The 21,197-nt window shown below is 39.2% G+C and carries 15 protein-coding genes; 3 read left to right on the forward strand and 12 right to left on the reverse strand.

What is annotated here, in order from left to right; genetic code table 11:
- Both BUA16_RS14210 and BUA16_RS14215 read left to right on the forward strand, forming a co-directional pair.
- The coding region (locus tag BUA16_RS14210) for an ATP-binding protein (protein ID WP_178338887.1) at positions 1-260 on the forward strand (260 nt) is incomplete at its 5' end.
- 214 nt (positions 261-474) lie between these two features.
- Positions 475-978 carry a GreA/GreB family elongation factor gene (locus tag BUA16_RS14215; RefSeq protein WP_072765423.1) on the forward strand — a complete coding sequence of 168 codons (504 nt, stop codon included), beginning with the start codon at positions 475-477 and terminating at the stop codon, positions 976-978.
- 284 nt (positions 979-1,262) lie between these two features.
- Here BUA16_RS14215 and BUA16_RS14220 read toward each other — a convergent pair whose 3' ends face one another.
- The 3 genes from BUA16_RS14220 to BUA16_RS14230 all read right to left on the reverse strand — a co-directional run bounded on the left by BUA16_RS14220 (position 1,263) and on the right by BUA16_RS14230 (position 6,334).
- Complete coding sequence (locus BUA16_RS14220; protein ID WP_072765424.1) at positions 1,263-3,149, reverse strand: PAS domain S-box protein; 1,887 nt, start codon at positions 3,147-3,149, stop codon at positions 1,263-1,265.
- A 276-nt stretch (positions 3,150-3,425) separates the two neighbouring features.
- The gene (gene nhaA, locus BUA16_RS14225) at positions 3,426-4,736 is read right to left on the reverse strand and encodes a Na+/H+ antiporter NhaA (RefSeq protein ID WP_072765425.1); all 1,311 of its coding nucleotides are present in this window, start codon (positions 4,734-4,736) and stop codon (positions 3,426-3,428) included.
- 482 nt (positions 4,737-5,218) lie between these two features.
- Positions 5,219-6,334, reverse strand: coding sequence for a histidine decarboxylase (locus BUA16_RS14230; RefSeq protein WP_072765426.1), 1,116 nt, complete (start codon positions 6,332-6,334; stop codon positions 5,219-5,221).
- Between the two features lie 140 nt (positions 6,335-6,474).
- Here BUA16_RS14230 and BUA16_RS14235 point away from each other — a divergent pair, with 140 nt between their 5' ends.
- Positions 6,475-6,963: an Lrp/AsnC family transcriptional regulator gene (locus BUA16_RS14235; RefSeq protein ID WP_449371710.1), complete on the forward strand. Its 489-nt coding sequence runs from the start codon at positions 6,475-6,477 to the stop codon at positions 6,961-6,963.
- Positions 6,964-7,262: 299 nt separating this feature from the next.
- Here BUA16_RS14235 and BUA16_RS14245 read toward each other — a convergent pair whose 3' ends face one another.
- The 9 genes from BUA16_RS14245 to BUA16_RS14290 form a co-directional block, all read right to left on the reverse strand.
- Entirely contained in the window at positions 7,263-8,774 is a 1,512-nt protein-coding gene (locus BUA16_RS14245; protein WP_072765428.1) for a carboxypeptidase regulatory-like domain-containing protein, read from the reverse strand.
- Positions 8,775-8,889: 115 nt separating this feature from the next.
- A complete protein-coding gene (locus BUA16_RS14250; RefSeq protein ID WP_072765429.1) occupies positions 8,890-10,296 on the reverse strand; it encodes a CsgG/HfaB family protein in 1,407 nt (468 codons plus the stop codon).
- Positions 10,297-10,303: 7 nt separating this feature from the next.
- Positions 10,304-10,777, reverse strand: a complete 474-nt coding sequence (locus BUA16_RS14255) for a curli production assembly/transport component CsgF (protein WP_317045399.1) — start codon at positions 10,775-10,777, stop codon at positions 10,304-10,306.
- A gap of 42 nt (positions 10,778-10,819) precedes the next feature.
- Positions 10,820-11,596, reverse strand: coding sequence for a CsgE family curli-type amyloid fiber assembly protein (locus tag BUA16_RS14260; RefSeq protein ID WP_072765430.1), 777 nt, complete (start codon positions 11,594-11,596; stop codon positions 10,820-10,822).
- Positions 11,597-12,443: 847 nt separating this feature from the next.
- The gene (locus BUA16_RS14270; RefSeq protein ID WP_072765432.1) at positions 12,444-13,559 is read right to left on the reverse strand and encodes a hypothetical protein; all 1,116 of its coding nucleotides are present in this window, start codon (positions 13,557-13,559) and stop codon (positions 12,444-12,446) included.
- 525 nt (positions 13,560-14,084) lie between these two features.
- Positions 14,085-14,609: a hypothetical protein gene (locus tag BUA16_RS14275; protein WP_072765433.1), complete on the reverse strand. Its 525-nt coding sequence runs from the start codon at positions 14,607-14,609 to the stop codon at positions 14,085-14,087.
- A gap of 206 nt (positions 14,610-14,815) precedes the next feature.
- Positions 14,816-15,646: a hypothetical protein gene (locus BUA16_RS14280; protein WP_072765434.1), complete on the reverse strand. Its 831-nt coding sequence runs from the start codon at positions 15,644-15,646 to the stop codon at positions 14,816-14,818.
- 778 nt (positions 15,647-16,424) lie between these two features.
- Positions 16,425-17,729 (reverse strand): serine hydrolase domain-containing protein, encoded by a 1,305-nt coding sequence (locus BUA16_RS14285; protein WP_072765435.1) that lies wholly within the window; start codon positions 17,727-17,729, stop codon positions 16,425-16,427.
- 551 nt (positions 17,730-18,280) lie between these two features.
- Positions 18,281-20,569, reverse strand: coding sequence for a glycoside hydrolase family 20 protein (locus BUA16_RS14290; RefSeq protein ID WP_084668512.1), 2,289 nt, complete (start codon positions 20,567-20,569; stop codon positions 18,281-18,283).
- Positions 20,570-21,197: the final 628 nt, after the last annotated feature.

The raw sequence follows: 21,197 nt of genomic DNA on the forward strand, positions 1-21,197 counted from the left end.
CTAAGTTGGCCAAGGCCAACCTGTTGATCCTGGATGACTTTGGACTGGCACATCTGGATAGAAAACAACAAATGGACCTGATGGAAATTATTGAGGACCGCCATGGAAGATCGTCCACCATTATCGCCAGTCAACTACCTGTGGGAAGCTGGTATGATATTATTGGGGAAGCAAGCATCGCCGATGCCATTTTAGATAGATTGGTACACACTTCCCATCGAATAGAATTAAAGGGAGAAAGTCTAAGAAAAAAACTGTAATATTGTCATTAACTTATCTTTTTGACCAAAATCCTTAGAGGGGTCAGTATGGCCAGAACAGGGGGTCAGCATCACCATAATATCCAGTTACACCCTAGATTTAAAATATAAGAACAGTAATTAGTTGTTTGTTTGGCGGATATTTAATAAAATGGAATATCCTAAATGTATAGGTGATAAATTTAAGTAATGGTTATATTACAATCGTAACATCATGAGCAGGGGTTTTATAAAAGAAGACGATCAGGAAGAAATTCCTATTGTGCCACCAAGGGCAGATTTGCCAGAGGGGGTTACTAATTATGTGACACCTATGGGAATGAAGGCATTGTTAGAGGAGAAACAGCATCTTTTGGAAGAAATCAGCAATTTGGACACTTCCAATGAAAGTGAGCGTAGGATAGCCGTCAACCATATCAATGCCAAACTACAGCTATTAACCAATAGGATTGTTACTGCAAAAACAATAGCATTAAAGGAGCAACCGCAAGATGAAATAAGGTTTGGCGCCAAGGTGATCCTTAGGGTGATGGCGACCAATAAAATTCAAAAGTTTCAAATCGTAGGCGTCGATGAGGCGGATATTCTCCATGGCAAGATTTCCTTTATCTCTCCCTTGGCCAAAATTTTAATCCGAAAGAGAGTAGGGGATCAGGCCGTATTGCGATTGGCAAAAGAAGATAGGGTTTTTGAAATAATGGATATTAATTATGAATAATATGTCTGTATTAAGCTAGAATCTTGGGGCTATATCAAAATAATATTGGATAGGGAGTAGGTATTCTATTTATTGAAAAAATTAGAGACCAAAAAATTATTTGTTCCTTATTGGGGGTAAGGCTTTAAAATATAAGAAGCTATCTAATCTGTTTAGATAGCTTCTTTGGGGTGAAATTGTTGCTTCTAGTTTAATCAAAAAAATAACAATAGGTGCTGAGGGAAATATTCGTTTAGGGACAAAATCGCACAGAACAATTTTAATTTGCAATAGTTACTTTGGTTTTACAATTCATGTATGTGTTTTTTGATCAGGCCAATTAATTTTGCGCTGTCAATTGGTTTGGAAATATAATCGCTACAACCGGCTTCAAAGGCTTTTGCTTTATCTTCTCTAAAACCTAAGCCTGTTTGTGCAATAATAGGGATATTGCCATCAAAACTTCTAATCTGTCGGGTGGCCGCCAGGCCATCCATGAAAGGCATATTTAAATCCATCAAAATAAGGGAAACCGACTTGTTTTCTTTAAATTTATCTACCGCACTAGCGCCGTTTTGGGCATGTATCACGGTAATACCTTGCTTTTGCAGTAATTTGCTACAATATAAAAAACTTATCCTATCGTCTTCCGCCAACAACACCGTGGTGTTTTTAGGAATCCCTTGGAGAGGAGCCTCTTTTGGGGTATGTTCTAATTTTACGGGGACATAAGGAATAGAGAAAAAGAAGGTACTGCCCTTCCCGATAATGGAATCTACCCAAATTTTACCTCCGAGGATATCAATATGTGCTTTTGCAATACTTAGGCCAAGACCAACACCTTCATAGGTTCTTGCCAATTGATCGTCAACTTGTATAAACCGATCGAAGATTGATTTAATTCGGTCCTTAGGAATTCCAATACCACTATCCTTTACAAAAAACACCAATTTGGTTCCTTCCCGGTAGTTGCCTATTTCAATGGTACCTTCTTTAGTGTATTTTATTGCATTGTTGATAAGATTAGAAAGAATACCTTCTAATTTAGTATTGTCCGTTTGGATGATGGCTGTGGTCCCACATAAGAATTTTTCCGATAGCATCAAAGCTAGTCCCTTTTTCTCGGCCAATGCTTTAAAAAAATTGAAGTTGTATAACAAGACGTCCTCTGTATTGACATCGGTAATATTAATTTCGTTAATTCCCGATTCTATCTTCGAAATTTTAATGATATCGTTGACCGTATTCATCAATCGGGCGCCACTTTGGTTTACGATGTCTATATATTCATTTCTTTCATTGGAAGATATACTGGGTTCCTGCAGGAATTGCATAAAGCCGAGAATACCGTTCATTGGGGTGCGTATTTCATGCGATATGTTTTGTAAAAATGCTGTTTTAAGCCTATCGCTTTCTTCTGCCTTCTCTTTCGACTTTATAAGTTCGGCCTCGGTTCTTTTTCGTTTAGTAATATCTAGATTCACTCCTCTTAGGCCTACCATTTTGCCGTTCTCAAAAAATGGTTTGATACTGTTTTGAATCCACATGATTTCATTGTCGGGAAGCAAAATCCGGTGTTCGAGAACCATTTTTCTTTTTTGTTGTACTAATTGGTCGTATCCTTCCGTAATCATATAGCGGTCATCTGGGTGCACCTTGCTTAAAAAATACTCAAAGCTTACCTTTGTGTTTTTTGGTGACACTTTAAACAATCGGTATAGGTTTTCGGACCATCTGGTGACGTTCTTGCCTATATCCCATTCCCAACTTCCCATGCGGGCAATTTCTTCGGCATGGCTCATGAAAGCCTCATGGTCCTTAAGAGCTTTGGAACTTCTTTCTCTTTCGGTAATATCTATGATAGAAGTCAGTATCGTAAAACCACTTGGTTCTCGATCATCGTGGATTAAGGATACGAAAAGGTCGCCCCAAATAATCTCTCCAGATTTATGAATGTATCGTTTTTGAAGTCGGTACTCGTGAATTTCTCCACGGATAAGCCGCTCAAACTCCTTGCTCCCTTTTTCAATATCGGCAGGGTAGGTGATGTCAGAAAACGTTTTAGAATTTAAGGTTTTCAGAGAATGGCCAACGAAAGTACAGAAGGAAGGGTTGGCATATAGAAAGTTTTTGTTTTTATCAATTACCGTGTAACCAATAGGGGATTTTTCCAGGGATATTTTAAAATTCATTGACTGAACTGAGTAATTCTACAGAAATCCAGTCCCTACATCCTTGTGGTCTATGAAAACCACCACAGTCTTTGTTGAACGAACTGATCCTTAAGTTGTATTGTTGTAATGCCGTATGACACTACTTACAAACAGTATATAATTTACTCTTATATTATTATAAAGCCAAACAGGGCTGTAATACCATGTATGGGCAAGTGGTTATTGGCCATGTTCCTATAACAATAGGACCATGGCCGTTAATTTATTAGAAAGGGAAAACTACAATAAAAATATTTACTGTGCTTCTCTATATTTTTTACCAGCAATTTGCAGTACGAGGGCACCTAAGACCCCTGCGATTAAGGAGCCTATTAGAATCCCTATTTTGGCAGAATCAATAAAGGCTGCATTGCCTATATATGCTAAATTAGCAATGAAAATAGACATGGTAAACCCTACACCAGACAAAATTGCTATTCCCATAATTTGCCATGCGGTAGCGCTAGTCGGTAATTCTGCCAACTTTAATTTTACAGCTAAATAGGAGAATAAAGATACCCCTATGAATTTTCCGAGGACTAAGGCCATGGTAATATGTATCATCAAGTCGGTTTCTAAGCTCATATCAGAGGCAAAGACCACTCCTGCGTTGGCCAATGCAAAAACAGGCATTATAAAGTATGCCACCCAGCCATGTAGTTTATGTTCTAGATTCTGTAAAGGCGAATGGAAATCGTCTAACAAGTCATCAAGGTTATCCATTTGTTTAATAGTATCCTGGGTATGTATTGGCAAATCGGTTTTTCCCGAAAGCGCAAGTTTTTCCGAAATTGTAGAAAGCTCCTTAAGAAAGGTTGCTTTGTCTAGCTTTTGTCTAATAGGAATCGTAAAGGCTAGCAATACCCCTGAAATGGTAGGATGAATTCCAGCTTTTAGGAATAGGACCCAAATAATTGCTCCGAAGGCTATGGTGATGAACTTATTGTACTTTCCCTTATGTGACATAGCAAAAAGAATTAATAATAATCCTATAGCAATACCCAATAAGACCCAATCAACGCCTTCACTGTAAAAAACAGCAATAACGATAACAGCACCTAAATCGTCTATAATGGCGAAGGCTGTTAAAAATATTTTTAAGCTTATTGGGACAGATTTTTTTAAGAGGGTTAATATCGCTAAGGTAAAGGCTATGTCAGTAGCCATAGGAATTCCCCAACCGTGTGCCGTTTCAGGTTTATCATTTAACAAAAGGAAAAGCAAAAGGGGAAAAATCATTCCACCGATTCCGGCAAATATGGGAAAGGTGGCTTTCCGAATAGAGTTTAGCTCTCCTACAACTAATTCTCGCTTAATTTCTAATCCTATTAGAAAAAAGAAGATAGCCATTAATCCGTCGTTGATCCAAAAGAGTAAAGATTTTCGAAGGCCAAAATCATCAACGCCGAAGCCTACTTCGTGTTGCCAAAGGGCTGCATAAGAATCGCCAAAGGTGGAATTGGCCCATAGGATCGCAATTATAGCGGAAGTAAATAATAATATTCCACTAAAACTTTCGATTTTAATAAATTTCTGAAGAGGTGTAAGTATGTACGTTTTTATCATATGTTAGTTAATCAATAGTGTTCATTTTATAAAAGTATTGTTTTCATACCAATACTAACCACGCAATATAAAAATATTTATTATTCTTTTCAGCAATATTTTATAAACAAATAGGTTAAATTCATAACTTTCTATTGAAATTATTAACGTTAAGATAATGAAAGGGGCTTTTGTTTTGTGCAGTGGAATTTGTATGGCCAAACATGGCTTTTAGAGGGTGGATAGTATGGGCCATAGATGGATGGAGGTATTGTTTGCCAAGTGATCTCTTATGGTAAGCGGAAGGAGTCGGATTGAGAATCAGGCCGTCATGAAAAGCCGAGCTCGGATTTTCATTAGTCTAAATGGCTTTGCAGGATCATAACTGTTAATACCTGAATAAATAAGGAAATTCGTTGCTGGTCTGGTTTAAATAAAAAAAGAAGGGAGATGCTTGCATCTCCCTTCTTTTACCGTTATACTATTGTTGGCAATGAGCCTTTTTATGCGTAGGCGAGTTCTAAGACCAATTCTTTTTTATAGTCTTCTATAAATTCATCGATCTGACATTTTTCAATGCCGGGCACACAGATGATATGGGCAATTTTGTCCTGTGACGCCAATTGGTGCTTTTTACAAAGGGCTACCGATGGTTTATCGAAAACTACGGTAATGGTCCCATTATTGCGCATGACATTAACCCCTATCTCTTGTAGTTTTTTGGAGGTATATGCTGCTAATTCTTGGGCATTTTTCACTCTTTTTGCCAAACCTTCCTTCCCGTATTTTTGAATGAACGACCACAAGAAAAGTGGCGTAAGTCCGTTTCTAGAGCCGGTAATGGTAGTATCTAAGGTGCCCACATAGGAGACCGAGTTAACAATACGGTTTCTGTGCTTTCTTTGTGTAAGCACTACCCCACATGGAATAGGTCCGCCTATAAACTTATGCCCCGAGATAGAAATGCTATCCACATTTTCCGAAAAATCGAATTTTGGTTTTGGTTCGGTAAAGGGGGCTGTACAGCCTAAAAAAGCCGCATCGCAGTGGATGTAATAATCTTTGATGGCATATTTTTGAATAATATCCTTAATCTTATCTAGATCGTCTATAGCCTCGGTCATTGTAGTGCCGATATTTAAAAAGAAGATGGCGGGTTTATTCCGGTTATAGGACAGTAAGGTTTCCAAATCCGAATAGTCTATCTCACCATTGTCCTGGCTCCTTACCACAATATTGTCGATATTAAGCAAATGCAGGTTTTTTTTAACGCTATAATGGGTAGCTTCGCTATAATACACAATACCATTTCTAAAACTTTCCCGTGCCATATAGAGTCCGTAAAGATTCCCTTCGGTACCACCGTTAGTAACATAACCCCATACATCCTCTATATTGGAAGATAGCATATCGGCAAAAAAGGAAACCACCTCTCTTTCAATATCCTTGGTGTCTATAGATAGGGTAGAAGCCGATTCCGGATCCCCGATATTGTTGATGCAAACATTAAGAAATGGAGCAAATTCCGAATAATCAAAGTCCTTTGCCAAAGGATATCCTAAAAAGGAGGTCGAATTTTTTTTGATACGGTTGTATATTTCTTCAATACGGTTGTTCATGTTGCTTATTTGTTAAGTGAAAATTTCATAACAAAACTAATATAAGTAGTAAAATAAATTGCTATTCAGGTGATATTTCAGAAATAATTAATTTTATAAGTTGTTTTAGTAGGAAAAAGTGATGTTATTTGTTAGTTTTAATATTTAAAACAGAAAAATATACCATGCAGACTTTAGACCCTACCGATAAAATACTGATTGAAGAGCTACAGAAAGACAGTAAGCAGTCTATTAAACAGCTTGCGCAAAAGGTAAACCTATCGATTACCCCTACTCATGAACGGATAAAACGCTTAGAAACCAACGGTATAATCGAAAAATATGTGGCTATCGTAAATCCTACTTTATTAGGGAGGAATTTGATGGTGTACTGTCATGTTACCTTGGTAAAGCACCAAGAAGCCTATTTTAAAGAATTTGAAGCCTTTGTTGCCGGGATTGAGGAAATTGTAGAGGTGATGTATTTGGCCGGACCCTATGATTATATTATAAAGGTGGTATTAAAAGACATGGCCGATTTTGAGCATTTTATTGCCCGTAAAATTTCTAGACTCGACATTATTTCGAATATCCAAAGTTCATTCGTCATTACCCAAGTGAAGAAATTCACCAAAATAAGTACGGAGTAGTGTTACAAAACTCAAGGATGGCCTCAAGGGCATATTCATGTTTCTGTATTTGACGCATATAACCAATGTTGTATTTGTACATCAAAATGCGTTAGGGACCGCAGCGGCATCCCCGCGGCAAGGCAAGGGATATAGCGAAGGGCCCGACCGACGCAGGAGGGAACGCCCAAATTATTGTTATTTTATGGAAGGAGCCAAGAGCAGGGGGCATTGGTCAGAAACGGGAATCCATAAAAAAGCCTACCAATAGGGGGCTTTAGCTATTGCTGCTGTTTAAAATAGATCTATGCCTCCTTGGCCTATTCCCAATTAGGCATAAAGGCGTTGGTGAACAACAGCTGACTACTATTAGATTCGCTAGCATTGGTCCTGAATATTTTCTTTTCTGAAAGGCCGTCATTGGAGGTGTTCGTAAAAATAATAGTGCCTTCGTCCGGGGAATATTTAGGGTCTAAATTATTGGTGCCGGCCGTTTTCTTGGTCGTTATTTCTACAACATTGCCATTGGCGAGGCTATACTCGAAAATACGGGCGTCTAATTGTCTGTATTCGGCATTTTCTACTCCGGAAACATCTCTGGTGAAAAGAATTTTTGTGCCATCTACGGAAAAATCCAGTCCGCCCAAAGCACCGGGTTGTCCCTCTACCACTACGTTTTGTTCTGTCCCAGTGGCGATATCTACCACAACGATCCTGGCATTATAACCGTTGGCATCATTGGTTTTTATAGCGATTAAATTATTTACGGCATTTACAGCTACTTCGCTTATAAAACTGCCATTGACCACCTCATAAACCAGTTTGTTTCCAGATCCATTTAGATTAATGGAGTACAGTTTATTAAAATTGGGGTAATAGAGCTTAGCGCCGTTATCGTACCAAGAAAATTCTAATTCGTCTTGTCTAAATCCGGCAACGGACACCGCCGCGGTAATTTGTTTTACTCCAGAGCCATCCGGATTCATAGCAAATAAATGGGCTTGTGTCCCTACGGTGCGTAAAAAGGCGATTTTCCCAACGGTATTGTTTTTTACGGGCCTATAACTGTTGTTGTTAGTATTGGTCAGTTGTAGTTCATTTTGGTTAAAGCTTCCATTTCCTGTTGGTTCGGCTCCTGAAAATATGACATTATTACCATCAATATCCCTAACATAGAAAAAGCGGTTGTTGGTGGTTTCTTTTGTGGTGAAACTGCTAAGGGCACTTTTAACCGGACTATTTACGCCATCATCGGCAGTAACTTGCCAAAAATAATTGACTCCAATAGCGAGGTGTTCAATTGTTAAAACGGTGTCCTTTAGGGCTTCGTATACCGAAACCTGATTGGTGGCGCCATTTCTAAGCTCCAAGGTGTAGTCGATGTTATCCTTATCGTTCTTCGATGAGGACCATGTAAAGGCTGTTTTTACCGGTACTTCCTGTGACTTATCTGCCGGAAATAACAGTTTGGGCGCTAAAGGCGATAGATTTCCGGCATCTAAGGAGTCCAATTCAAAAACAATGTGCACGGTTTTTGCCTCCATTATAGTAGCGGCCTTAAAGGTTGTTTGGAACTCTTCGATTTCGGCCTGGACCGAATATTTTCCAATGGCGATATCTTCAATTTGGAAATTACCGTCGATATCGGTAAATAAGGTCGTAGAAACGGGTGTCGTTGAAATTTTTACATTGGATAATGGAATGTTCTTTCCTTTAGAAACCACGGTACCGGTTAGGGTACCAAAGGAATGTTCGGCAATAGACTCTTCTTCACAGCCACAAAAGATGACCGCAAATACAAATCCTAATAGATATAATTTATTCTTTTTCATTGGTAGCTATTTATTGTTTTTTAACGGTCATACTTCGGCTGCGCTCGGTACAAGTATGTAATTGACATAGTTGAATTCAAAATTGCGACCAATTTTGGCCATGCTTGTTTCATCTTTATTCTTTTAATACCGCATTTTTCTTTTTTTGTCCAAACTTATATTTTAGTGCGGCTCCAAAATTGTAGTAATAATCATCTCTCTTACCGTGTACAACATTATCGAGGACATCGGTAGTTGTAAAATTGCTTTCTGCAAAAACACGAAAATCTACATGGTCTGAAACATAAGCGTTTAGGCCTGCCCCGAACTGAAGTTTTGGGGACACAATTTTATCTGTATTTTGGCCCTCTCGGTTGTGGATATCGAATATATAGCCGCCTCCCCCGTAAATAAATGGGGCTAATTTGTCATATGGCAATATATTCAGCTCCAAATTAAGGCTAGAGGACATGTATTCCCTGTTAAAAGAATCGCCACCGGTTACGTAAAGGTAGCCAAGGTCTAGGCTTATATTGGCATGTGGCGACACTACTTTGGAATAGGCTATTGACCCGCCGAGGCCGAGTGTTTTTTGGGCAAGATCTGCATTTAATATTGGTGAAAATGCATTAAAAATAAAGGCATTATTATATTTTAAAGGCGTTTGCTTTCTATTGTGTACAAGGGTAGCTTCTTCGAGTTCCTTTTCTGTGTTATAGGCGTCCATCAATTTTTTATTGGTTTCTCCCCCTTCTTTAGAAGTCCAAAGTCCGGCTTCTATCCCTTCAATGATCAAGGCTTCTACAGCTTTTTCAATGGCATCTTTCATGGCCAGTTGTACCGGTTCGTTTTTAGTGAAACCTGTTTCGGCCTCTAACAGTCGTTGAAAATTTACGTATCTGAAAAGGCTGGCATCAATGGCCTGGGATAAAATGGTCTTGGAGACATATACTGTTTTTAAAATTTTCCCGTTACTGGTCGATACAGCCCTTAGGTAAATAGAAATACGGTCTTCGCGGTACTGTGTAGATCCGCCGGCGCCAAAATAACGGGCTCCGGCACCGCCAGTAATGACATTTGAGTCGTAGGACACTACACCACCTTCAAGCAGTACCCCGGCATAAAGTAATGGGGGCAGGGCCGGTTGCGGGCTATTGGTCCTTTTTTGAAACTCATCCCTGGTAGAACGGATAATGTTTCTTTCGTTCAGAAGGTTCGATAAGTTTTCGCGTTCTATGGGGATAAACCAATTGGAATCTTCCAAGGCTTGGATCAACATGGTAGTAGCCCCTTGGGAAACGGCCGTACTGAAGGTACTACCATTTTCTATTGCCTTGTATTGGCCTGTTTGGTCCTTAAAATTATAGACGCCTACCACCACTTGTTCGTGCGGTAAGGGCATGTCTCGCAATATTTGGGTCTTGGAGGACAGTTCCCCTATGCGGGCATCTTGTAACTTATATGGTTGGTTGAAAAAGGCCCCGCATCCGGTGAACAAAAAAGCTGTTGAACATACGATGGCTATAGCTGTTTTAGTATTCATAAACACTTTATTTTGGAACAATAATTTGCGTCTGCTCACCGGTATTTACATCTAGTATATTCATGACCAGACCCTCGCCAGTTTCATAGATTTCGACGACTAGGCTTCCCATATTAAAGGTGCCTTCTTTTAATCCTTCTTTAAATTCCGAACTGAATGCGGTCCTTGAAAGTTGCCCTAAAATTTGTCTGTTGAGACTTTCTTGGAAGCGCTCCAATTCCGATTTTGTAGTATTCGATTTGTTTTTATCTTCCTTAAAGGAGTTTTGGGCGGTGGCAGAACTCAATAACCACTGATAGTTAAAAGTATTGCCGCCAAAATTGGGGTTTTTAGGGGTGTACACCAATTGCTGGCCAAAACCGATGGCGCTGAACAATAGGAATGTCCCAATGATGAATAATTTCATATCTGGATATTTATGTTTTTTAACGGTCATACTTCGGCTACGCTCAGTACAAGCATGTAATACGCTTATCTTCATTTATATTAGGGATTGATTTTACGTCATGCTTATTTTATAGCTTTAATATTTTATCTTTTGTCTTTTGGCTTCTTTCAATCCCATTAAATGTCTGTTGACCAGATACACCGACTGTTCTGCTTTTTCTTTTAGGAAACTAGCTCTGGGATTTAAAAAAAATTGCGCCACTACATCTTGGCCTACATATATTTTTAAACGGGTATTGCTGCCCATGGCCAATACTTCCTGGATTTTTACAATTTCTTCCCCGTTAATGTTATTGGCATTATAGGCGGAATAAAAATATTTGTAGAAATCACTTCCCGCCTTGGTCTTGGTGTCTTCTACCACCAAGCCTTTAAGCAATACTACATCTGCCTCCCGATCATCTTCTTCCCTCACGGCCTTGTCTAATTCGTGTACTACAATAGGGGCTAGGGTGTCTTCTCCCTCAAAACCATTGATCACCACTCTATCCTTGGCTAGTAGTTTATCATCTTCATAAATCAATAATAGGACTATGACGCGCTGATTTTCTTCGGTATTCAAGGATTGTACGGTCAGCACCTTTTGCTCTTCAGGGGCTAGGACAAATCGGCCTCCAGAATTCATCGTGGCTTCAGACTGGTTTCCGATGGCCTTTTTAAAAACGGATAGTTTGTAGGACAAGCTTTTGCTGATTTCGGTTTTGTTAAGTCCGGTCGCAGCAATTTGGAATACCGAACCGTTGGATTCCACATTTATTTTGGCGACCACAGGATCTTCAATTTCTTCCTGGCCAAACAAACACAAGGAATATAAAAGTAGGTAACCTATAAAGAGAAGCGTTTTTGGTATCATAACATATATTCAAAATTCCTATTGTCCAAGCCCCTTTCTCGCTTATTTAAACGATTCATTATACTGGCAAATATGGCATGCTGACTAGGAGCAACCCAATTAGTATCGTTTTCATATCGTTCACTATTCCAGGGAAGGCTTGCTGTTGGATGGTTTACATTATATTTTACTATATACTCAGTACCCCCATTTTGGAGGATCTTATTTATTAACGGCAAAATTATAATTGCATGTCGGATTTCAGTACAGTTAGTCTTGACTGATAGGAAGGATTCGCTTACAGCTGTGCTGAGGATAAGGCTTTTGTGATGTGGTGTGATAATTTTAAAAAAAGCGAGGCTCTTTTCCAAGAAATCGGAAAAAGGATTCTTTAAGGAGGCTTGTTCGAAGGAACTATAAGTAGTCAGCCTTGCTTCCTTGTTGCCACCATATAACCGACTAACTGGTAAGTAGCAGGGGAGTAGCAAACAAAATATAAGAAATAGAAGCTGTACTTTCATTTTTGGGTCTTAGGCCTTATAAATCAACAATAGGTGTATTTTCAATGTAAAATGTAGGTTTTTATTTTATAATTTATGATTATAATTCGGTAAACAAGGCGGTTAATTCGTTCTTTAGCTCCTTTTGGTGGTATATAAATGTTGTTGGAAGCAGTGCAGCACACTCCTTTAAAAAACAAGACGTATTATTTCAATAAACTTTGTCAAGTTATATGGCAACTATAGGTTCTCGACCAAGACTTTTAAAAGCCTTCAGCATACAAGTATTCATGTTCCTATTAAGGATTTGAGCAAATAAGGAATACTGGCAAATTTTTAGTTTTGCCAGCTTCCTGTTCTATTGCAACCTAAAATCCACTCTGGGTAACCGTGGCCGTATTGTTCATTCCTACCTGTGTTACTGTACTATGATGACCCCCGCCAGATTGGGTGACTGTACTACTATGACCTGAGCCCGATTGCATTACCATACTATAATGGTTAGCGCCAGATTGGATGACAGAGGCATTGTGCAAGCCGACACCCATTTGATCAATATCGCTGGTTTGATTCAAGCCGTATTGGGTTACGGAGGCCATATCGGGACTCCCTGAATTCTGAAAGATGTCGCTTTCGTGAAGTCCGCCATTCTGCAATACCGTGGCGGTAGCGCCGTCCCCTTGTTGTACTATCCAGCTTTGATTAAAACCTTGCTGCTGGGTTACGGTAGCTGTATTCGTATTTCCGCTTTGATTGATATCGCTCCTATTGGCAATACTAAAGAAATTTACCCCCAAAGATTGGTTTACGGTGGCGGTATTTCCATCTCCGGACTGGTTCACCGTGCTTTCGTTAAAAAGGTTAGATTGTGTTATTGTTGTTGTATTGCTGTCGCCAGATTGGTCTATATTACTATTGTTAGCACCATGTGATTGGGTAACCTCGGCAATATTCGAATCCCCGGACTGGTCTATTAAACTGAGTTGTGCTTTTCCCGATTGGGTAACGGTAGCCTCATTGTAATCGGAATTGAACAACTGTTTAATCTCGCTTTTATTGGGTACGGGAAAGAAGAAAAAATATCCACCATCGGACTGGGTAACGGTGGCCTTATTCTCGGAACCGTCCTGCATTATGTCGCTAGTATTAAACCTGCCAGTTTGTGTTACGGTGGCCGTGTTATCACTACCAGGACCTGTTATAAGCACCTTAGACTCTAGGTCCCTTCCGTCCTGGTTAACAGTGACAGTATTCCAATCAGATAATACAATGTCTACATCACTGTCATTATCACGGTTTACTTGGTCTATATCAATGGTATTCGTACTGCCGTTGATGTCCAGATTGCTCAGATGATTCAAGCCGGTTTGGTCTACCGTGGCGGTATTAGAGTTCCCCATCATGTGGGCATTGCTCGTATTGGTCTGTGCCAAGGCAAGCATGCCGGTTGATAGCGCCATGGCGCAAAAGATTATTTTTTTCATTTGTATAAAAGTTTTAAAAGGTTACGTGCTAAGCTGTTTTAAGCAAGAACAACTACTAACCAAATAGTATAAGGCTCTCGTAAAACAATCATAGAACATCGTAAGTACTCAATGAAAAGATAGTGGGGTATCTTTAATCAATTACAGGTTATTATAAATCAGTTTGGTATACTTTTAATTTTATATAAACCATAAATATTTGTAGCTAAAAATAGATGTATTATTTATACTTTTATCTTACAATAGATATAAGGTATATATATATTCGTTAAAGGATAATTAACTGATTAAATACAGAATAAAAATCAATAAAAGTAAGATTAATTTTATTTTTTTTAAGAAGAGGCACTATTTGAATTCTAGATTAGATTTTACTAGAATCCTTGCCTTTAGTCCTTTGGTAGTAAGTCTTTAAAGCTGCCGGGGCAGTTGCTTTATATACTGCTAAACGTGTAACTGTACATGTAGGCATTATATAAAAGAATAGGTTTTAAGAAGAAGTCTAATCATTGAGGGTATTGATTATTAATTGTCGTTTCTAATAATAAGGGATTGGCCATCGGTATTCATCCGGATCATCATCCGATCGGACAGGGCATTATTGCCATGAATCACCAAACGCTGTCCATTCCCAGTTTGCGTTACATTGCGTTGCAGTAATTCGGTATTGCTACCATTGTTCAATTCTAAAAGAAGGTTGTTATTTCCGTCTTGTACGGCCTGGTAATCTATGGTAGTAGCTTGTAGGTCTAGTTGCATGCTATTGTTATTCCCATTTTGGGTCAGAGAAACTTCACTATTCCTGGCTAGGGTGGTAACCGTGCCCGTATTGTGGGCCCCTGCCTGGGAGATAAGCACCATATTGGCATTGGAGTTGATGATCTCGGCTTTCCTCGTCAAAAATTGCTCGTTTATTAGGTTAAGCTGATCGTTGGGTGTATTCAGATCCTGTATAGAAGTAGATGGAAGGGACGTTGTATTATTTTGGCCCTGTGCCTTGGTGATGGACAGTACAGCTAATAGAAGTACAAGATTTAGACAAAGTTTCATAGGTAGATATTTGTTGTTTTTTTAAGGTCATACTTCGGCTACGCTCAGTACAGGTATGAAATTTGCATCGCTGCATTTGTAGTAGCGGTTAGTTATCGGTCATGCTCATTTTATAGGAGTACTATCATAACTAGAATATATCTTTTTTAGAAACAATAATATGGGATGATAAATAATTATCATCCCATATATTGAATTTTTAAAATTTAATTGTTTTGCGCAACATTGATAGTATTTCCTAGCCCATTTTGAACTACATGACTATGGTGACCAGCTCCTGTTTGATCAACATTGGCAATGTTAGTACCTGCACCTTGTTGTAAAATATTGCTATAAAGCAGATCACCGCTTTGGGTTACAGTTGCCCAACTAGTAGATGAAATGGAATTTTGATTAATATCACTACCATTACCATCAGGACCATCACCATATTGGGTTACATCGGCAATATCATCATTACCGTTTTGTATTATCAAGTTAGTATTACTGGTTCCAGATTGGTCTACGGTAGCATCGTTTCTATCACCGTATTGATCCACAACACTTAAATTGGAGAATCCAACTTGAGTTACCATTACACCATTAAAATCTCCACTTTGATAATTGTATGCTTCGTGTTTCGTGCCGTGAGTCCCAGCTGGCTCCGACTGCTTAATTGAAGCCGTATTCCAATCAGCATTGTCTACGGTGTTTGAAGCAATATGCCAATGATCATCTTGTTCAATTGTTGATATATTCCGATGACCAGTTATATCAATTGTTGCTTGGTTCAAATGTGCGTTACCTTTTTGATCGATAGTAGCTTGGTTATTATCGCCAAGTATTGTGGTAGTTGCGGTATTTTGATACCTTAATTGAGTTGTATTAGTAATGTTGTTAACTCCAGTTACCATAATAGTGTTAGTATGCCCATTACCATTTTGGGTAACGTTTGATAAATTACTGTTTCCCTGATGGTTAACGGTACTTTGGCTGTTTTGACCAATGGCCAACGAATTCATCATTAGCGCTGCTGCGCAAAAAATCACTTTTTTCATAATATACAGGTTTTAAAAGGTTACATGTTCAGCTGTTTTGTTCCAAGGCAACCACTGTGGTAAGTGGACGAAGCAATGGTTAAAACAACCATAAAACATAGTAAGAACTCAATGAAAAGATAGTTGGGGTATCTTTAACCAATAAAAATTATTATAAAAAAAACATCTTAGGGGGAGAAGGATGTTGTAGCTGTTTTAAGATCAGTACTAAAAAAACAAATAACTATTAATTAGTTGTTTATGGTTCTTTTGAAATATTGATCTTTAATTATGTCGCTAACTTATCCTACATATTGTATTATTCAAACTTACACTCGACGTACGGTATAATTATTCGATAAACTTAAAAAACTACCTTTCTGACGGAAAATAAATGGTTTTTTTAATCGGTGTAGGATTTAAAGTTTTTTTATAAGAAAGGTTTAGTTTACAAATTATAATTTTATTTTTCTGATTTAGAAGGTGAATACTACTTTCCTATTTAGGAAAAAATAGAGTGCCGTGCAAAAAAAATCTTAATCCAGCTAACCATAGACCTGAAGGTTTCTTTTGTTGTAAAAGCCATAGCTCAATAAGATTAATACAGACTAAGAACTGTTGTGTTTTAAACTTTTAAGTTCCTCTTTGGCCATGTCGCTGACTACCAGGTAAAATGGCTTTTACGAACTATAAATACTAGCAAATAGAGAAACCCTAAAAAATAAGCGTGAATTATCTAATATTTATGATAATACACACCTACTTATATGATAACACAAAAAACTCAAGTCTTCACTACTTATAGAGAAGCAGTAGTGTTTGTATTTGAATTATGGGCCATTGTAGCATTGGAGCTGCCATACACCTCTTTAACGATCTGATGCAGGTCCGGGATGACCGTTTGTGCAAGTCTAGAATGGCTGTTTAAGAGCACACAGATCCCCAAATCGGCATCTGGATATAAGGCAATTTCATTTCTAAAGTTGTTGACACTACCTCCGTGATGCCAGATGGTTTTTTCTTCCATGGAATCCTCATCTAGATAGGTGTGTATCCTCCAGCCAAAGGCATAATGCGACTTTAAATGACCAGGCCAACGGTGGTAATATTTGCTGCTGCCTTTAATCTCTATAAACGGATTAAAGGTTTCTGCCAAGGCGGTCTTGCTCATTATTTCGGGGTTATGTCCCAATAAAAACCGCATCCATTTGGCCATATCGCCTGCACTGGAATTAATACCACCGGCGGCAATAGCGTTGTAATAATTATCGTTCAGTTTGCTGGCCCTGTATCCATTACGGCTTTTTACATGTGGTTTGGCAACATTATGGGCCCTGGCCAAGCTTTCATAATCTGTGAGGGTAGAGCACATGCCCAGAGGATTTAAAATCCTTTCGGCCAGGGCAGTTCCTATTTCTTGTCCGGTAACCTTGTAGATCATTTCGCCACACAGCGCAAACATGGCATTCTGGTAGCTATACATGGAACCCGGCAGGGCATTGGGCATCACATCTCTAAAGCGCTCCGCAATGGCAACCAAAGGGAGTCCGGCTTCTACAAGATTTGTGTAACTGTGGTAAGGGGTGCCAGAGGTGTGCGATAATATATTGGCAAGGGTAATTTTATGGGTATTGACTTGGTCTCCCAACTGAAATTCCGGAATAAAATCGCTGACCTTATCTTCCCAGTCCAATATGCCTTCACTCTTTAAATTGGCCGCTAATACTCCGGCAAACCCCTTGGAAAGAGATCCCAGCCTAAAGATGGTCTCGCCATTGACCCTGTCCTTACGATTGATATTTTTTTTCCCGAAGCCACTCGAAATAACGATCGAATCTCCTTGTACGATACTTACCCCGGCACCTACTATATCTCCAGAGGCAATGGCTTTATCAAAATAGGCTTTTATGGCTAGCTGCAAGGCTTGTTGCTGCATTTTATAGGCATGTACTTGCTGCTTGTCGACTACAGGTTTCTCTAGCTTAGCCGTTGTTAAGGTCGCTAGGGAGTCGGGGACCGAATTTGGTGTAAAGATATTAGTGGTAAGACCAAGAAGAACAAGAAGTATTAGCGTAGCGCCAGCCAAAATTTTGAATCGCTGCATTGAGGGAATTTTGTTTAGTTTGGAATAAAAAAAGCTAAATATAGAATGATATACTGAAATAACGGATGAAATATGCGATTTCTTATAGGGATTTTTGCTTTTTACACTTAATTACGTAAAAGGAGCGTAGGTAAATCTTACGGGTAGGCTGGGATTAATGTGAAAATTAATTCAATGTGAAGGTGAGGTAATGTACCAATTGTTTAATGTAGCAATGTACCAATTGGGTTTGTCTTAAATAAAGGGGCTTATGAGCTTTTAATGTAGCGATTTCTTGATCTGAAGAGTAGCTAATGTGCCAATTGTGAATGGTGTTATTTTGGTGTCTTGATCACTTGAATTGAGGTCGTACCAGGAGTTTATTTTTTCGGGTCTGGAAGTCTGATGAAGTTGGTGCTTTCTTTTAAGCAGCATGCTGCTACTGCTGCAAAAATATGGAAATGGTGCTTCCTCCGAGTAAAGCTGCTTCACGAAACAGAAATCTGTATTTTTTAAATAAAAATGGGGACTCTGAAAAGAATCCCCATTTTATATAGTACTGTGAATACTAATTATTTTACGGACACTTCATCTACGAATATCCAAGCCGCGCCTTTTCTCAAATGCCACTCGGGAAGCTCGGCCCTGTTTTTGGCGAATATTTTGATATAAGAAACCGTTTGTTTCTCAAAGCTAGTTTCTATTCGTTTAATAATAGGCTCTCTCTGTTCCATGGTGGCTATAGACTCGTCTAGCACGGTTACATAATTTTTACCATCCTCGGATATGGCAATAGTCACCTGGGTAGGTAACATCACCGAAGTAGCTCCAATATCTTGGTAGAAATTTAACCCTAAATAAGACAGCTCCGCGCTACTGCCCAAATCTATAAGTACCTCAAAATCTTTTTGAGGTATCCCTTGCCAATTAGGATCGTCGCCACGGGCAATGGCATATTTGTTGTCAAAAAGGGCCTTATCCCCGCCACCCCTATAGGCTTCGTCAAAGGCATTGGTATAGATCACTTTGCATTGGTCGCCAAAGCCGGTCGAGAACATTCTTTTTAAGGGGTACCCAATAGGGGCTCCCTTTCTAAAGCACTGAGCGTGTATTGTTATCGTACTGGTATAGACAATAGGATCTGTATATAATGTAGATTCCGAAGTTGGGGCAGAACCATCTAGGGTATATCTAATTTCATAGCGGTCTAGTTCATTCTGCAGGGTGAGGCTAAATTCTTTGGTATCCTTATTATAGGTTACGTCATAGTCGGGCGACAAAGAGCTACCAGCAAAATTATAGCCCAATTCTTGGAATCGGTCAAAGTGAACATCCAATTTGTTTATAAAGTGTTCTTTGTTCTTTTTCTCGGCCTTTGTCCAAAGGGCTTCGGAAAGGGCACTCAACCTTGGTAGCATCATATACTGTATATGGCTTAAAGATTTGACCTGCTCGGTCCATAAATTAGCTTGTCCACCTAAAATATGATGTCTTTTATCCGGAGCGATCTCACTCGGAACAGGGTTAAAGTCGTATACTTTTAATAAATTGTTATAACCGCCCCAAGATGGTGGTTCAAATTCGCTTTTCCCCTGACTGTGATCAAAATACAAAGGGTCTCCAGGAGACATCACCACATCGTGTCCGGCATTGGCAGCTTCAATACCCCCTTCAACGCCTCTCCACGACATTACCGTGGCTCTTTCGGGCAATCCGCCCTCCAATATTTCGTCCCATCCAATTAGTTTTCTGTTTTTAGAATGGATAAACCTCTCCATTCTTTTTACAAAATAACTCTGCAGTTCTTCTCCGTTCTGCAAGTTTTCTTCTCGCATTCGTTTTTTACATTTATCACATTTTAACCAAGAATCCTTGCCTACTTCATCGCCCCCTATGTGTAAATATTCATTTGGAAACAATGCTACTACCTCGCTAATGATATTTTGTAGGAACTCAAAAGAACCGTCATTCCCGGCACAATACACACCGGTAATATCATTGCTATCACAGGAGTATTCCGGATAGCATTGCAAGACAGCTTCAGAATGCCCTGGCATTTCAATTTCGGGAATCACATCAATATAGTGCTCCTTGGCATAGGCAACAATTTCTCTAATATCGTCCTTGGTATAGTAGCCGCCATACACTTCGCCATCGTCATTTTTATAGGTAGCTTCATAATCTTCCCAGGGTTTCTTATGCTCTTTCACTTTTCTCCAAGCACCCTTTTTGGTAAGCTCGGGGTAGGTGTCGATCTGGATTCTCCAGCCAATCCCATCGACCAAATGCCAGTGGAATTTGTTCATCTTATGCATGGCCAGGGCGTCTATCACCTTTTTTACGGAATCCTTAGGCATAAAATGACGCGATACATCTAACATCATCCCCCTCCATTTAAATTCAGGGGCATCATTGATGGTTACATAACTAAGCAGCGGTGTCTGTACGGCCGACTGGGGCGAAAGCAGCTGCTTTAAAGATTGGATACCATAAAAAACACCTCGATCAGAATCACCCTTTATGAGCACACCTTTTTTTCCGATCGTTAAACTATAAGCACCTATGGCGTCACTTTCTTGAGAAGATATCAAACGAATGGCATTATCTAGCTCGGAGGAGGAAGTGACCTTAAGGTTCAGGTTAAAATTATCCTTTAAAAACGTAGTTAATTCCTTGGTGTTCCATGTTGCTTCCACGGTATCATCTACTATAATAACCGTTTTTTCATCGATGGTGAACGTACCCTGTTCCGTAGTAAATTCGTTAGGTTGCGGTATTATTCCCGTCATAGGCGGCACCGTCCTTTTACAAGCAGTAACAGCCATTAATAGTAACAGAAGGGATAATTTAATAATCTTCATTTGTTTTTAATTTATACGATGTTAGTTTTATGGACAAAGCACAATTTTCCTAAATACAAATTCCATTTGCATAAAGCCTTGGAAACAAATGCTCCTACCTTTTTATTATAGGCTATTTGGTCTCAAAAGCTAGTGACTTACAGTATGTTTTTCTTTTCTATAAAAGGACCGCATAGTTATTAAAATATAGCGCTATTTCCTAATAATGGTACAATTTCCTATAGGCAGGAAAACTACCCTTATAATTCAATTTCTTCCTTGTCCAAGTATCCGGAGGAGCTCGTATTTCAGTACCACTATCTACTTGTGTTTTTGGGCGTTCCCTCCTTCGTCGGTCGGGCTCTTCGCTGTATCCCTTGCTCCGCTGCGGGGATGCCGCTGCGATCCCTAACGCGGATAAGGCTATTGCTCTGTGAGTTAAGCGATACAACAATACAATTAACATCCATAAATTATGAGGTGTTGGCAATAGTTTGTGGATCGGCGAGAATGAAGTATACGAAAGCTCTATCGGTGCTTGCCACCAAAAGATTGGAGGTTGGCAAAGTTAACCAGGTATAAGGAATTGGAAGGTGACTGTTTAAAGTGCCTATTATTCAATATATAACGTTTATATTTAAGAAGAATT

The organism is Arenibacter nanhaiticus, assembly GCF_900141935.1.
In the GTDB taxonomy this organism is placed as follows: Bacteria; Bacteroidota; Bacteroidia; order Flavobacteriales; family Flavobacteriaceae; genus Arenibacter; species Arenibacter nanhaiticus.

Excerpts from the sequence above, each read along its gene's own strand:
- BUA16_RS14215 (WP_072765423.1), top strand. The coding sequence starts at position 475 with ATGAGCAGGGGTTTTATAAAAGAAGACGATCAGGAAGAAATTCCTATT.
- BUA16_RS14220 (WP_072765424.1), bottom strand. The coding sequence starts at position 3,149 with ATGAATTTTAAAATATCCCTGGAAAAATCCCCTATTGGTTACACGGTA.
- nhaA (WP_072765425.1), bottom strand. The coding sequence starts at position 4,736 with ATGATAAAAACGTACATACTTACACCTCTTCAGAAATTTATTAAAATC.
- BUA16_RS14230 (WP_072765426.1), bottom strand. The coding sequence starts at position 6,334 with ATGAACAACCGTATTGAAGAAATATACAACCGTATCAAAAAAAATTCG.
- BUA16_RS14245 (WP_072765428.1), bottom strand. The coding sequence starts at position 8,774 with ATGAAAAAGAATAAATTATATCTATTAGGATTTGTATTTGCGGTCATC.
- BUA16_RS14250 (WP_072765429.1), bottom strand. The coding sequence starts at position 10,296 with ATGAATACTAAAACAGCTATAGCCATCGTATGTTCAACAGCTTTTTTG.
- BUA16_RS14255 (WP_317045399.1), bottom strand. The coding sequence starts at position 10,777 with ATGAAGATAAGCGTATTACATGCTTGTACTGAGCGTAGCCGAAGTATG.
- BUA16_RS14260 (WP_072765430.1), bottom strand. The coding sequence starts at position 11,596 with ATGATACCAAAAACGCTTCTCTTTATAGGTTACCTACTTTTATATTCC.
- BUA16_RS14270 (WP_072765432.1), bottom strand. The coding sequence starts at position 13,559 with ATGAAAAAAATAATCTTTTGCGCCATGGCGCTATCAACCGGCATGCTT.
- BUA16_RS14275 (WP_072765433.1), bottom strand. The coding sequence starts at position 14,609 with ATGAAACTTTGTCTAAATCTTGTACTTCTATTAGCTGTACTGTCCATC.
- BUA16_RS14280 (WP_072765434.1), bottom strand. The coding sequence starts at position 15,646 with ATGAAAAAAGTGATTTTTTGCGCAGCAGCGCTAATGATGAATTCGTTG.
- BUA16_RS14285 (WP_072765435.1), bottom strand. The coding sequence starts at position 17,729 with ATGCAGCGATTCAAAATTTTGGCTGGCGCTACGCTAATACTTCTTGTT.
- BUA16_RS14290 (WP_084668512.1), bottom strand. The coding sequence starts at position 20,569 with ATGAAGATTATTAAATTATCCCTTCTGTTACTATTAATGGCTGTTACT.